At 62.1% G+C, this 13,226-nt stretch carries 12 protein-coding genes; 3 read left to right on the top strand and 9 right to left on the bottom strand.

Annotated features, from left to right (window positions below; translation table 11 throughout):
• The first annotated feature begins 16 nt into the window (after window positions 1–16).
• Complete coding sequence (gene greB, locus GPA25_RS14915; RefSeq protein ID WP_169261207.1) at window positions 17–583, top strand: transcription elongation factor GreB; 567 nt, start codon at window positions 17–19, stop codon at window positions 581–583.
• Between the two features lie 73 nt (window positions 584–656).
• Entirely contained in the window at window positions 657–2,591 is a 1,935-nt protein-coding gene (gene htpG, locus GPA25_RS14910) for a molecular chaperone HtpG (protein ID WP_169261206.1), read from the top strand.
• Between the two features lie 66 nt (window positions 2,592–2,657).
• Here htpG and GPA25_RS14905 read toward each other — a convergent pair whose 3' ends face one another.
• Complete coding sequence (locus GPA25_RS14905) at window positions 2,658–3,947, bottom strand: chloride channel protein (protein ID WP_343034943.1); 1,290 nt, start codon at window positions 3,945–3,947, stop codon at window positions 2,658–2,660.
• A gap of 277 nt (window positions 3,948–4,224) precedes the next feature.
• Between GPA25_RS14905 and GPA25_RS14900 the strand changes: the two genes are divergently transcribed.
• Window positions 4,225–4,746 carry a MarR family winged helix-turn-helix transcriptional regulator gene (locus tag GPA25_RS14900; RefSeq protein ID WP_169261228.1) on the top strand — a complete coding sequence of 174 codons (522 nt, stop codon included), beginning with the start codon at window positions 4,225–4,227 and terminating at the stop codon, window positions 4,744–4,746.
• A 90-nt stretch (window positions 4,747–4,836) separates the two neighbouring features.
• Here GPA25_RS14900 and GPA25_RS14895 read toward each other — a convergent pair whose 3' ends face one another.
• The 8 genes from GPA25_RS14895 to GPA25_RS14860 all read right to left on the bottom strand — a co-directional run bounded on the left by GPA25_RS14895 (window position 4,837) and on the right by GPA25_RS14860 (window position 13,205).
• Entirely contained in the window at window positions 4,837–6,015 is a 1,179-nt protein-coding gene (locus GPA25_RS14895) for a vWA domain-containing protein (protein WP_169261205.1), read from the bottom strand.
• 24 nt (window positions 6,016–6,039) lie between these two features.
• Window positions 6,040–7,443, bottom strand: coding sequence for an EAL and HDOD domain-containing protein (locus GPA25_RS14890; RefSeq protein ID WP_169261204.1), 1,404 nt, complete (start codon window positions 7,441–7,443; stop codon window positions 6,040–6,042).
• A 17-nt stretch (window positions 7,444–7,460) separates the two neighbouring features.
• On the bottom strand, window positions 7,461–8,303 hold the full coding sequence (locus GPA25_RS14885) for an AAA family ATPase (RefSeq protein WP_169261203.1): 843 nt from the start codon (window positions 8,301–8,303) through the stop codon (window positions 7,461–7,463).
• A gap of 30 nt (window positions 8,304–8,333) precedes the next feature.
• Window positions 8,334–9,491: a sensor histidine kinase gene (locus tag GPA25_RS14880; RefSeq protein WP_169261202.1), complete on the bottom strand. Its 1,158-nt coding sequence runs from the start codon at window positions 9,489–9,491 to the stop codon at window positions 8,334–8,336.
• Between the two features lie 57 nt (window positions 9,492–9,548).
• Window positions 9,549–9,887 carry an Hpt domain-containing protein gene (locus tag GPA25_RS14875; RefSeq protein ID WP_169261201.1) on the bottom strand — a complete coding sequence of 113 codons (339 nt, stop codon included), beginning with the start codon at window positions 9,885–9,887 and terminating at the stop codon, window positions 9,549–9,551.
• A 5-nt stretch (window positions 9,888–9,892) separates the two neighbouring features.
• The gene (locus GPA25_RS14870; RefSeq protein WP_169261200.1) at window positions 9,893–10,288 is read right to left on the bottom strand and encodes a response regulator; all 396 of its coding nucleotides are present in this window, start codon (window positions 10,286–10,288) and stop codon (window positions 9,893–9,895) included.
• Window positions 10,285–12,648 carry a response regulator gene (locus GPA25_RS14865; RefSeq protein ID WP_169261199.1) on the bottom strand — a complete coding sequence of 788 codons (2,364 nt, stop codon included), beginning with the start codon at window positions 12,646–12,648 and terminating at the stop codon, window positions 10,285–10,287. Before GPA25_RS14865 ends, GPA25_RS14870 begins: the two co-directional genes overlap by 4 nt.
• Before the next feature lie 131 nt (window positions 12,649–12,779).
• Window positions 12,780–13,205: a DUF1841 family protein gene (locus GPA25_RS14860; RefSeq protein ID WP_169261198.1), complete on the bottom strand. Its 426-nt coding sequence runs from the start codon at window positions 13,203–13,205 to the stop codon at window positions 12,780–12,782.
• Window positions 13,206–13,226: the final 21 nt, after the last annotated feature.

Raw genomic sequence — 13,226 nt, 5'->3', positions numbered from 1 at the left:
CTATTGGGCAAGAACCGTGAACAAGGCATTTGTGAAGGAAGGCGATAACCCGGACGAAGACGACGACGTCCCGGCAGCGGCGCGCCTGCCGCCCGGTAGCAAGAACTACATGACGCGCCGCGGTTACGACATACTCCGCGTTGAGCTCGATCAGCTGGTGCGTGTGGAGCGGCCGAAAATGGTCGAGACTGTCGCTTGGGCTGCGTCCAACGGCGACCGCTCGGAAAACGGCGACTACATCTATGGCAAGAAGCGCCTGCGCGAGATCGACCGACGCATCCGTTTCCTGATCAAGCGCATCGAATCTGCCGACGTCGTCGATCCCGAAAGGCAACAGGGTATCGACCAGGTGTTCTTCGGCGCAACGGTGACCATCGTCGATATCGACGACGAGGCGGGGGGCGGCGAGCAGACCTGGCAGATTGTCGGCGTCGATGAAGCCGATGCCAGCGCGGGTCGCATCAGCTGGATCTCGCCGCTGGCGCGCGCATTGCTGAAGGCGCGTGAAGGCGATGTGGTGCGTTTCATGAGCCCGGCCGGAGCGCGCGAGATCGAGGTCGTGGAAGTACGTTACGTGCAATGACATGCGGGGGGCTTGAAATTCCATGAGGGCGTACCCATCTGCGGCGCGTTCCTCAGCACACGGAGTTCTACCCATGACCACCGAGCACGCCGCAGGCGCTCAGACCCTCAATTTCCAGGCCGAGGTGAAGCAGCTGCTTCACCTGATGATCCACTCGCTGTATTCGAATCGCGAGATTTTCCTGCGCGAGCTGATTTCCAATGCGTCGGACGCCTGCGACAAGCTGCGCTTCGAGGCGCTGGACAAGTCCGAACTGTTCGAAGGCGAGGGTGATCTCGCGATCCGCATCGGTTTCGATGCCACTGCAAAGACGGTTACCGTCTCCGACAACGGAATCGGCATGAGCCGCGACGAAGTCATCGCACACCTCGGCACGATCGCCAAGTCCGGCACCAAGGAATTCTTCTCGCAGCTCACCGGCGACCAGAAAAAGGACGCACACCTGATTGGCCAGTTCGGTGTCGGCTTCTACTCGGCGTTCATCGTTGCCGACAAGGTGACTGTCGTGACGCGCCGCGCCGGGCTGCCGGCAAGCGACGGCGTGAAGTGGGAATGCGCGATGACCGGCGACGCTGCCGGCGAATACACGGTCGAAGCAATCGACAAGGCCGGGCGCGGCACCGAGATCACGCTGCACCTGCGCGACGGCCAGGAAGACCTGCTGTCCGGCTGGAAGCTGCGTGGCCTGATCCGCAAGTACTCCGACCACATCGTCCAGCCCATCCTGATGAAGAAGGAAGAGTGGGACAAGGATAAGAACGAGCAGGTCGTCACCGCCGAGGATGAGACCGTCAACCAGGCCAACGCGCTGTGGACGCGCTCGAAGAACGACATCACCGAAGACGAGTACAAGGGCTTCTACAAGCACGTCGGCCATGACTTCGACGAGCCGCTGGCGTGGTCGCACGCGCGCGTCGAAGGCCGCCACGAATACACCCAGCTGCTCTACGTCCCCTCGCATGCGCCGTTCGACATGTGGGACCGCAACGCTCGTCACGGCATCAAGCTGTACGTGAAGCGCGTCTTCATCATGGACGACGCCGAGAAGCTGATGCCGACCTACCTGCGCTTCGTGCGCGGCGTCGTCGATTCCAGCGATCTGCCGCTCAACGTGTCGCGCGAGATCCTGCAGGAAAGCAAGGACATCGACACGATCCGCGCCGGCTGCACGAAAAAGGTTCTGGGCCTGCTCGAAGACCTCGCGACGAGCGAAGACGCCGCCGAGAAGGAGAAATACGCGACCTTCTGGAAGGAATTCGGCAAGGTGCTGAAGGAAGGTGTCGGCGAAGACTTCGCCAACAAGGACAAGATCGCCGGCTTGTTGCGCTTCGCCTCGACCCACGCCGACACGCCGGACGAAACGGTGTCGCTCGCCGACTACATCGGTCGCATGAAGGAAGGCCAGGACAAGATCTACTACGTCACCGCCGAAACCTTCAACGCGGCGAAGAACAGTCCGCACCTCGAGATCTTCCGCAAGAAAGGCATCGAAGTGTTGCTGCTCACCGACCGCGTCGATGAGTGGGTCATCGGCAATCTGCCGGAGTTCGATGGCAAGCAGCTCGCCTCGGTCGCCAAGGGCGGCCTCGATCTCGGCAAGCTCGAAGACGAAGCGGAGAAGCAGGAAGCCGAGAAAGCCGCCGACGAATACAAGGAACTGCTCGAGAAAATGAAGGCGAGCCTGGGCGAGCGCGTCAAGGAAGTGCGCGTCACCCACCGCCTGACCGATTCGCCGGCCTGCCTGGTTGCCGATGAGCACGACATGGGCATGAACCTGGCGCGCATCCTGAAGTCTGCCGGCCAGCAGGCGCCCGTGTCGAAGCCGATTCTCGAGATCAATCCGCAGCACCCCGCGGTGATGCGCCTGAAGTACGAGGAGCGCCAGTTCGACGACTGGGCCGCGGTGCTGTTCGACCAGGCCCTGCTCGCCGAAGGCGGTACGCTCGACGACCCGGCGACTTTCGTCAAGCGTATCAACCAGCTGATGATGGCGATGAGCGGCGCCTGAGGCGTCTTGCGCATACGCTGGTTCTGAAGCCAAACCGCCCGCCCCGAATCGCGGGCGGTTTTGCGTTTACAACCCGGCGGCGGGACCGTGGCTAATCCGCGGTACCCCTTCGGCCCGCACCTGCGCCTCTGCGCGTCGCAGCGTCGGGGCTGCCAAGGCGTCGTACAAGGCCAGCGGTGAAACCGATTTCGAGAAGCCGTGAGCGATCACGGATGCGGTCATCAAGGGCAGCAGCATCTCGTGGTTGGCGGTCATTTCCATGACGATGACGAAGGAGGTGATGGGGCTCTGCGTCATTGCGGAGAGGAAGGCGACCATCCCCAATACCAGAATCGCCGCATCGTTTTCCCCCGGCAGCATTTGCGCAACGATGTCGCCGACGCCCGTGCCGACTGCGAGCGCCGGTGCAAATACGCCGCCGGGGATGCGACTGACGAAGGCAAGCCAGATCACCAGCAATTTGGCGAGAAAAAAGTAGAACGGCAATTGCGTCGTCCCCTCCAGCGCCGCCTTCGATTCGGTGTAACCGGTGCCGTAGGTCAGGCCGCCGCTAGCCAGACCGATGATGGCGGTGCCGAGTCCGCAGACTGCGGCAAACAGCACCGGGCGTTCGCTCGCGAGGATGCCGATGCGGCCCGGCAGGCCGCGTGATGAGGCGATCAGCACCCGGCTGAACGCGCCGCCGAGCAAACCGCCAAGCGCACCGCACATCAGCACCGGCCAGATACCCGCGGGCCACGCCAGTGCCGCCGGCGTGCGACCGAAATAGGTGTAGTTGCCCAGCACGGCGAGCGACATCAGACCCGCGAAAATCACCACCGTCAGCGTCGTGCTGTTGGCGCGGAAAGCATGGCGGCGGCACATCTCCTCAATGGAGAACATGATGCCGCCGAGCGGAGTGTTGAAGGCCGCCGCGACGCCGGCGCCACTGCCGGCGACGATCAGGTTGCGACTTGACGCGATGCGACCGAAACGGCGTCCCGCGAGCGTGTGCATCACCGACGCGCCGATCTGCACCGATGGTCCTTCGCGGCCAATCGAACCGCCCGAAAGCAGGCCGCCGAGCGTCAGGCCGACCTTTGCGAAGGCGATGCGCAGCGACAGCAGTTTGCCGCGGACGCGCGGATCATCGCTGTGCGACGCGGCGATCGCCTGCGGAATGCCGCTGCCCTGGGTCCCGGGGAAATAGCGTTGCGCCACCCACGCCATCGCCGCGAAGCCCGCGGGCGCGATCAGCAAAGTGAGCCACGGCGAGACACCGATCAGGTGAGCGTGAGCTTCTATGGCGAGTTCCGCTCCGATCGCGAAGACGATGGCGATCAGGCCGGCCAGCAGCGCCGCACCTACCAGCAGCACGCGCTTGCGCCAGCGGCCGACCGACAGCCAGGGGATGGTATAGCGGCGACTACCGCGTGCGAATTGGCGGAAGGGCCGAGCGGACCCCGTCCGCGGTGAAGGGGGTGGGGAGGACTGCACGATGAGCTTGAAAGTGTGAGCGGAACCCCGGCGAGTCAGCCTGTGCGGGCTGTATTCTTTGAGGGAAAGTAGTTACTTTCCGATACGATACGCGATAGTGAAAAACCGATTAATGGTTTCGACAAATATTTGTTTAAAAATAGTGGAATTTTTATTTATGCCGCAAGCGAGCGCTTCTTCCGTGAGCAAATCGTCCGAACGAAGGTCCCCGTCACTCGTGTCGCCGCTATCGGTGTTGCAGCGGTTCCGGGTGCTGATTCGCACGGCACAGCGTCATTCGCAGTGGATCGAGCGGCAAAGTGGTGTGACTGGCGCGCAGTTGTGGGCGCTGCAGGAATTGTTCGAGGAGCCGGGGCTGCGTGTCGGCGAGCTCGCAAAGCGTATGGCGCTGCATCAGTCGACCGCATCGAACATGATCGACAAGCTCGAATCGAGCGGACTCGTGTCCAAGGAGCGCACCAGCGTCGACCAGCGCGTAGTGCGTCTGTCGTTGACGGAGGCCGGGCGCGATTTGCTGGCGCGCGCGCCATCGCCCGCGCGCGGCGTGTTGCCGGAGGCCCTGCGTCTGCTGGATGAGGAAAAGCTGTGGCGCCTGCAGGGCGAGCTGGACGAGCTACTGCAGCAGATCAAGGATCTGGACGAAGGCTTCGGCATGCAGCCTTTGCCCTTCACCGAGTAGCGACAAGCGCCGAGCGTTCCGGGCGTGCGTTCCGCCCGGAACGCATGTCCGGCACATCAAGAGCGGCGGCACACGGGCTGTTCGCGTGGCTCAGGTCTTCTTCGAAAGCTGACGCATTGCCCGTTCGAGTCCGTCGAGTGTCATCGGGTACATGCGTTCACCCATGATGCGATTGACGATCTCGATCGACTGGCGGTAGGCCCACAGCCTTTCGGGTTCCGGGTTCAGCCAGGCTGCCGCGGGCCAGGCGTCGAGCAGGCGGCGCAGCCAGGTGGCGCCAGGTTCGCTGTTCATGTGCTCGATCGATCCATGTTGATGCAGGATCTCGTACGGGCTCATCGTCGCATCGCCGACAAAGATCAACTTGTAGTCGGAACCGTACTTGTGGATCAGATCCAGGATCGGGATGGTCTCTGCATGGCGACGGCGGCTGTCGCGCCAGACCCCTTCGTACACGCAGTTGTGGAAGTAAAAATGTTCAAGGTGCTTGAACTCTGCCCGGCAGGCCGAGAACAGCTCTTCGCAGGCTTTGACGTGGTCGTCCATCGAGCCGCCGACGTCCAGGAACAGTAGCACTTTCACCGCGTTGTGCCGTTCCGGACGCATCAGTAGATCCAGCCAACCGGCGTTGCGCGCCGTTGCTGCAATGGTACCGTCGAGATCCAGCTCGTCCGCCGCGCCGTCACGCGCAAAACGACGCAGGCGCCGCAGCGCGATCTTGATGTTGCGTGTGCCGAGTTCCACCGAATCGTCCAGATTGCGGTACTCGCGTTTGTCCCACACCTTGATCGCCGTGCGGTTGCCCGCGGACTCGCCGCCCACGCGGATGCCTTCCGGGTGATAGCCGCTGTTGCCGAACGGTGACTTGCCGCCCGTACCGATCCACTTCGAGCCGCCCTGGTGGCGGCCTTTCTGCTCTTCGAGACGCTTGCGGAATTCCTCCATCAGCTTGTCCCAGCCGAGCTTTTCGAGCTTTGCCTTTTCGTCGGGAGACAGATGCTTCTTCATCATCGCCCGCAGCCACTCCTCCGGCAGTTCCGCTTCCAACCCCGGAATCTCGGTGACCCCCTTGAAATAGGTGCCGAAGGCTTGGTCGAAGCGGTCGTAACGCGATTCGTCCTTGACGAGGCAGGTGCGCGCATAGAAGTAGAACTCGTCGATGGCGTGTCCGCACACGCCAGTCCGCAGGCCTTCCAGCAGGGTCAGGAATTCGCGTGTCGACACCGGCAACTTGTTTGCCTTGAGGTGCAGAAAGAAGTCGATAAGCATGTTCGTGCCCGTTCCGATGGCTCGTTAGCCGTTGATTTCGAGTGCCCAGGCGAACGCTTCGAGGTGGCGACGGCTTGCCAGCGCAGGGCTGATGCCGCAGTGTTCGGCGGCGACTTGTAGCGCGTCCGAATCGCCACTCTCGCACGCGATGGCAAGCTGCAAAAACTCAGCCAGCGGACCTTCGCCGTGGAGCACGGCGGTTTCGATCTCCGGCGCAGTCGCAAGTGAGGCCATCGCCTCCGTCATCGGTACCTGCAGAACCACATCGGCGAGTGATAGCAGGCCGACGAGATAGAGTGCTTCACGTTCGGCTGCAGGTCGTTCCTCGCCGAGCAGCTCCATCAGGCGCGCGCGTATCAGCGCATTTTCGAGCATCGCGGCGGAGCGCGCCGCGCCCTTGTCGGCGCCGTAGAGGAGCAGCATCAGCCAGCGGTACAGCTTGTCGCGCCCCAGCTGCAGCAAGGCGCGTTCGATCGACACGACGTCCTGATGCCGTCCCATCGCCGCCGAGTTGATGTAGCGCATCAGCCGCAGCGACAGGGCCGCATCCTGTTTGAGCAATTCGACCAGTTCGCCGGTATCGGCGTCACGGCGCATACGGGCGATGAGTTCTGCCAGACGCGCGCTATTGGGCCCCAGGCGGTTGCCGCGCCAGTCCTCGCGGCTGGTGATGAACGGACCCTGGAACAGGGTCGCGCCAAGCGTGCGGCAAAGCTGGAAGTCGTCCTGGCTGGGTAGATCGCGCGCGATCAGCGTTGCGGGCAAGCCGGATGTCTGGATGCGTTCGACGAGCGTCTTGAGCTGCGCCGGGTCCGCCGCAGCGGCTTGCAGCGTGACAAAATCCGCGTGGGGCAACAACAGGGCACGCTCGCCGATCAGGTCCGTCGCGCGCAGGCCGATTCGGTAGCCGGCGGCGCGCATCCGCTGAACCGTCACCAGCAGATCGCTCGATGCCGGGGCGCCATCCTCGTCCAGAGTGCTGATGACGAGGGCGGTGTTGCCTGGCGGCAGATCGAGGACGACGGTGTGCTCGAGGAAGGAATCCGGAATATCCAGAAATGCCGTGCGATGCCCCAGCAGGCGCCCGATATCCGCCTGGGCGATATTTCGGACCAGGACTTCGGCGTAGACATGATGAATGCGCCGGCTACGCGTACGAATGCGGTTGCGTGTGCCTTCATGCAGCATGAACTGGTAACCGGCAACACGCTGATCGCAGCCCAGCACCGCTTCGCGGCACAGGAAGCTGCTTGCATCGCTGTCGCTGTCGCTGTCGCTGTCGCTGCCAATCTGCTCCGCCGCCGAGTCAGCCCGTCGGACCGGCGCGTGACGCTCCAGCGTCTCGAAGTGCCGGCGCTCTTCGGCTTGCTTCACTTCACTCGAGCCCGAGAATGCATCCCTGAGGGCGGAAACGATCCGTCCGAACATCGCTACTGCCCCGGCACTCAGCGGTTGTTACGTGCCATGAACACCAGGCGCTCGAACAGATGCAGATCCTGCTCGTTTTTCAGCAGGGCGCCGGCCAGCGGTGGCATGACGGCGCGCTGATCCTGCGTGCGCAGCGCTTCCGGCGGGATGTCCTCGGCAACCAGCAGTTTGAGCCAGTCGATGAGTTCCGAAGTGGAAGGCTTTTTCTTCAGGCCGGGGACGTCACGCAAACCAAAGAACACTTCCAGCGCCTCGCGCAGCAGATCCTTTTTCAGGTTGGGGAAATGCACGTCCACGATCTGCTGCATCGTGTCGCGATCGGGAAAGCGGATGTAATGGAAGAAGCAACGACGCAGGAAGGCGTCGGGCAGCTCCTTCTCGTTGTTGGACGTGATGAACACGATCGGGCGATGTCGCGCCTGGATGGTCTTGCGCGTCTCGTAGACGTGGAACTCCATGCGGTCAAGTTCGCGCAGCAGATCGTTGGGGAATTCGATGTCCGCCTTGTCGACCTCGTCGATCAGCACCACGCACGGGCCTTCGGACTCGAATGCCTGCCACAGCACACCCTTGACGATGTAATTGGCGATGTCCTTGACGCGGTCATCGCCGAGCTGCGAATCACGCAGCCGTGATACTGCATCGTATTCGTACAAGCCCTGTTGGGCCTTGGTGGTGGACTTGATGTGCCATTGCAGCAGCGGCAGTCCCAATGCTGTAGCGACCTCTTCGGCAAGCATGGTCTTGCCGGTGCCGGGTTCGCCCTTGATCAGAAGTGGGCGTTGCAGCTTGATTGCGGCGTTGACCGCCAGCATCAGATCGGGGGTCGCGACGTAGTCCTGTGAACCTTCGAAGCGCATCGGGGAAATCCTCTGGTTGGCGAGCACCGATTATAGGGCTTGCTGCTCCGCGGGATGAGGGTCGTCTGCAATCGGCCATTCGACATAGAAAGTCGCGCCCTTGTCCGGTTCGCTGATACCCCAGCAGCGGCCACCCATGCGCTGCGCAGCCTTGCGCACGATGGCCAGGCCGATGCCGGTGCCCGGGTAATCTTCGCTGCGGTGCAGTCGCTGAAAGATGTCGAAGATCCGGTCGTGGTGCCGCATGTCGAAGCCGATGCCGTTGTCGCGGACCCAGATTCGGTGTGTGCCATTCTCGCTGATACACCCGATTTCAATATGGGGTGGGGTCGAATTGGCGGAGAATTTCAGGGCGTTCCCCAGAAGATTTCGCAGGATCAGCGTCAATCCGTTGCGATCTGCCGTGATTTCGCGACAGTGTGCTGCGACGTCGATGTGCGCGCCGTGGCGTTCGATCTCGTCGCGAAACTCATCCACGAGAGCCTCGGCCTGGTGCTGCACGTCGATACGTTCAAAATGCACTGCGCCGCGTTCGAGCCGCGAGTATTCGAGCAGGTCGTCGATAAGCTCGCCCATCTGCTCCGTGCCGTGGACGATTTTCGTCAGATAGTCGTGACCTTCATCAGTAAGCGTGGCGGCCTGTGTGCTTGCGAACAGGCTGCTGTAGCCATTGATTGCACGCAGCGGCGATTTCAGGTCATGCGCCACGGCATAGGTAAAGGTCTCGAGTTCGCGATTGGCACGCAGCAGCGCGGCATTCATGCTCGCCAGTTCGTCGCGCGAGTCCTTCAAGGCGCGATAAAGGCTCAGCGTGCGCATCACCGAGCGCAGCTTCGCTTCAAGAATCTCCAGTTCGATCGGCTTTACCAGGTAATCGTCCCCCCCCGCGTGGAGGCCTTCGACCAAATTGCTGGAGCTGCCCAGTATCGTCAGATAAATCACCGGTACCCAGCGATCCGTGCTCATCTGCTTGATCCTGCGGGTGGCTTCGAAACCATCGATGCCGGGAAGTACCACATCCATCAACACAAGGTCGGGCCTGTCGCTGTCAAAATGCTCGACCGCTTTGTCGCCATCCTCCGCGACCAGAACCTTCTGGCCGAGACTTTCGAGGAATGCGACGGTTTTCGCGCTTTGCAGCGGATCATCCTCGACCAGCAGTATCCGCAGTTCGGGCAGGGCATCCATGCTCAGGGTTCCTCGGAAGTGTGCGGAATAGGGGCGCCAGCACGTTTGCTGGAGATGTCAGTCACGCGGGGAGCGCGCCGCGCGTGCAGCGAGCTTCAGGGTGCAGAGTAACTCCGGTATGCGTTCCCGACTGCCGGGATCGAAATGCGCGCTGGCGCTGCCGGGCGGAAACAGTGAAGTTTCCAGCCTGCGGGCGGCTTCGCTGACGTCCGGGCAACCGAAGGTCGCGCCGGCTCCGGCCAGGCTATGAACCAGCACGCGAGCCGCTTTCGCCGCGCCGTCATCACAATCGATGTGTGCGAGCGCTTCCTCCAACTGCCGTATGCGATCGGGCAGCTGATCGAGAAAGCTCAGCTGCAGCATGGCCATCTGGGCGGCCAGACGCTCCTTCGACACGCAGGCTACTCCCGTACCGAACGCTGCCAGATCGCTTCGACCGCTGCCGCCAGCGTCATCGGGTCGAAGGGTTTGGCAATGACGTCGAGTGCGCCGAGCCTATGGTATTCCGCAATCTCCTGCGGTTGCACCTTGGCGGTCATGAATACTGCAGGCACCGTGTCGAGCCCCGGCAACTTGCGCAAGGCCTGTAGCGTCGTCGGCCCGTCCATGCCGGGCATCATGACGTCGAGCAGCAAAAGGTCAGGGCCGAATGCTGTGGCCTTGGCAAGTGCTTCCACCCCGGACTCGCACACTTCGAGTGTGAACCCCCCCAGGGACTCCAGCGCCATCGTGGCGATCAAACGAATGTCAGGTTCGTCTTCGACATAGAGGATATTTTTCAGACCGTCGCGTTTCATTGGTGATCCTCTGGTGTCGGGTGGGGTGCGATCTGTGCTCTCAGTGTTGCGAGCAGGGTTGGATTGTCGGTGCTCGACTTGACCAGGCAGGCTGCAAAATGCTGAGCATGCTGTCGTGACACGTCACTGGCGGAGAACACCACCACGCGTGGACGCGAAGCCTGCAGCGAAATCAGCGGAAGAAGCTCCCAGCCGGAGCCGTCTGGCAGGTTGAGATCCAGAATGATCAGATCGTAGGCATGGGCCGCGAGGTAACGGCGGGCGCTGTCCAGGTCCGGTGCGTGATCGAAGTCGGCGAGTTCGGTCGCGAGGGCGGAAATGAAGCGATGCACGTCGGGATCGTCCTCGATGTGCAGGATGCGTTGCCGCTTCTCGGCCTTTGGGGATGGGGCGTTGTCAGCCACACGGTCGCGCACTGCGGCAAGCAAGTGTTGCCGATCGATCGGTTTCTCCAGCCAGTCGGCCACCGCCATGCCGCCCCCCAAGAGCGATCTGCCTTCCTGCGCCAGGGCCGAGACGACGATGATCGGCAAACTGCGTGATTCGACGTCGCTGCGCAATTGGCGAATGAGTGTGATGCCGTCCTGGCCGGGCAGTGCGATATCGAGCGTCATCGCGTCATAGTGGGTAGAGCTCAGCATCTCGCGCGCCTGCTCCGCGTCGCATGCGATGTCCGTGCGATAGCCGTCATGCTCAAGCATGTAGCGGATCAATAAGGCAACGTCCGGATCGTCCTCGCAGATGAGGATGCGTGGCGCGTCTGAAGCGTTGTCCGCAGGTGACGCGTCGGGACGCGGAATCGCCGGCAATTCGAACCAGAAGGTCGTGCCCGGGGCTGCGCTGTCGTAGCCGATTCGCCCCCCCATGGCTTCGATCAACGATTTCGTAATGGCCAGGCCCAGGCCGGTGCCGCCTTTCTGCCGGGTATCGGAGGCGTCGGCCTGAGAGAATTTCTCGAAGATGCGATCGCGAAACTGCTCCGGAACCCCCGGGCCACGGTCTGCGACCGATATCCGGAGCACCCCGCTGTGGTGCTCGACGGAAACCTGGATATCCGTGTCGGCGGGGGAGAATTTGGCCGCGTTGGACAGCAGATTGGTGATTGCCTGGTTAAGGCGATCCGCGTCGACACGCACCAGGGCCTCAGTTTCGCTGCTGACTAGCGTGATTCCGACCTGGAATTCACGCGCGTATGCGCGATTGGCTTCGATGGCGTGATGAACCAGGGGGAGCAGCGGCTGGGTTTGCAGATCCAACTGCATCTTGCCGGATTCGATCTTGTCGATGTCCAGGATGTCATTGATCAAACGCACCAGTCGTTCGCTGTTGCGATGTGCCACATCGATGAGTTTGGTCGCCTGGTCTGGCAGCGGACCGGCAATCCCGCCTGCGATCAATCCGAGTGACCCGCGAATCGACGTCAGTGGCGTGCGCAGCTCGTGGCTGATCGTCGAGATGAATTCCTTCTTGATGCGCTCCGCCTGCTTGCGTGCGGTGATGTCACGAATAATGCCGGTGAAGAAGCGCCGACCACCCACAACGGTTTCGCTGACCGACAGCTCCATCGGGAAACTCGTGCCCGCCTTGTGGCGGCCGGTCATTTCCAGTCGCGTACCGATCACGTGCGGCTCGCGCGTCGTCAGAAAACGCGTGATATAGCCGTCGTGTTCACTGCAATGCGGTTCAGGCATGAGGAGGGATACATTGCGTCCGATCACCTCCGCGGGGGCGTAACCGAATATGCCGGTAGCCGCCGGGTTGAAAGATTCGATCATGCCGTTTTCGGCAATTGTGATGATGCCGTCGGTCGCGGTATTGAAGATCGCGCGCATGCGTGCTTCATGCGTGCGCAGCGCGTCGATAGCCTCCTGGAGCCGCGTGCGCCCGAATTCTGCCTTCACCTGTTCGCCGAGATCGCGCAGCAGCTGACGCTGGTCGGCGTCTAGGTGTCGCGGGCTGCGGTCGATCAGGCATAGCGTGCCGACGCGGTAGCCCTCCGGTCCGGTCAGTGGGGCTGCGGCATAAAAACGCAGGTCCGGCGGGCCGGTGACCAGCGGGTTGTCGGCAAAGCGGGGGTCGTTGAGGGCGTCCGGAATCTCGAAAATGTCGTCGCCAAGGATTGCGTGCCCGCAAAACGAGATTTCACGCGAAGTTTCGCTGACATCTACGCCCTGTCGGGACTTGAACCACTGGCGTTCGCTGTCGATCAGGCTGATCAGCGTAATCGGGACGTTGAACAGCCGTTGTGCGATGCGGGTAATCCGGTCGAAGCGCTCCTCGGCCGGCGTATCGAGCAGTTCAAGCGAGCGCAGTGCCGCGAGGCGTTGCGCTTCGTCGGGTGGAACGGGTGGCGCTTGCATCGATTTCCCCGATCAGCTCATGTGCCTGAGATGGCAATCGTGACTTTGTCATTGTAGCCTTGTCTGGAAATGCAATGCGAGTTGAGCTGCATCTCGCCCGCGCATCGGCGCAGGCTGTCAGGTCCGTCCGTTCAGCGTGCGCGTCGGAGGACGCGGCTCACGTAGGCCGCGCCGTCCGGCTGTGCCCGGTTGCGCTGCGCGTCGAACATGGTCTCGCCAAGGCACTCGAGCACGTCATGCAGGGCATCGTGACGATTGCCATGGCGGTTCTGACAGGCCTCGAACGCCGCGCGCAGGCCCGGCGGTTGGTCGATCGAGAGCTGCTCCTCGATCGCAAGGTGAAGCGACAGATGCAGGAAAGGATTGATCTGGCCTTCGTCGGGGGAAAAGTCGCGCGTGACCGAATCCGGGTCCTCCAGCAAAGTCTGGTACTCCGGGTGCAGCAGGATGAGATCGGAAGCGATGTGTTCCAGCGGCGTGAGTACTTCCTTCGCGCGGTACTTGCGCCAGCTTTCGATGAAGAAGGTGCGGACCTGATCGCGGGATGGATTGAACATGTCGTCTCGATGAAAGTTTGG

Source organism: Aromatoleum diolicum, from assembly GCF_012910955.1.
In the GTDB taxonomy this organism is placed as follows: Bacteria; Pseudomonadota; Gammaproteobacteria; order Burkholderiales; family Rhodocyclaceae; genus Aromatoleum; species Aromatoleum diolicum.
The sequence above is the reverse complement of the archived record's forward strand: the minus strand, read 5'-3'. Positions and strand labels throughout refer to the sequence as shown.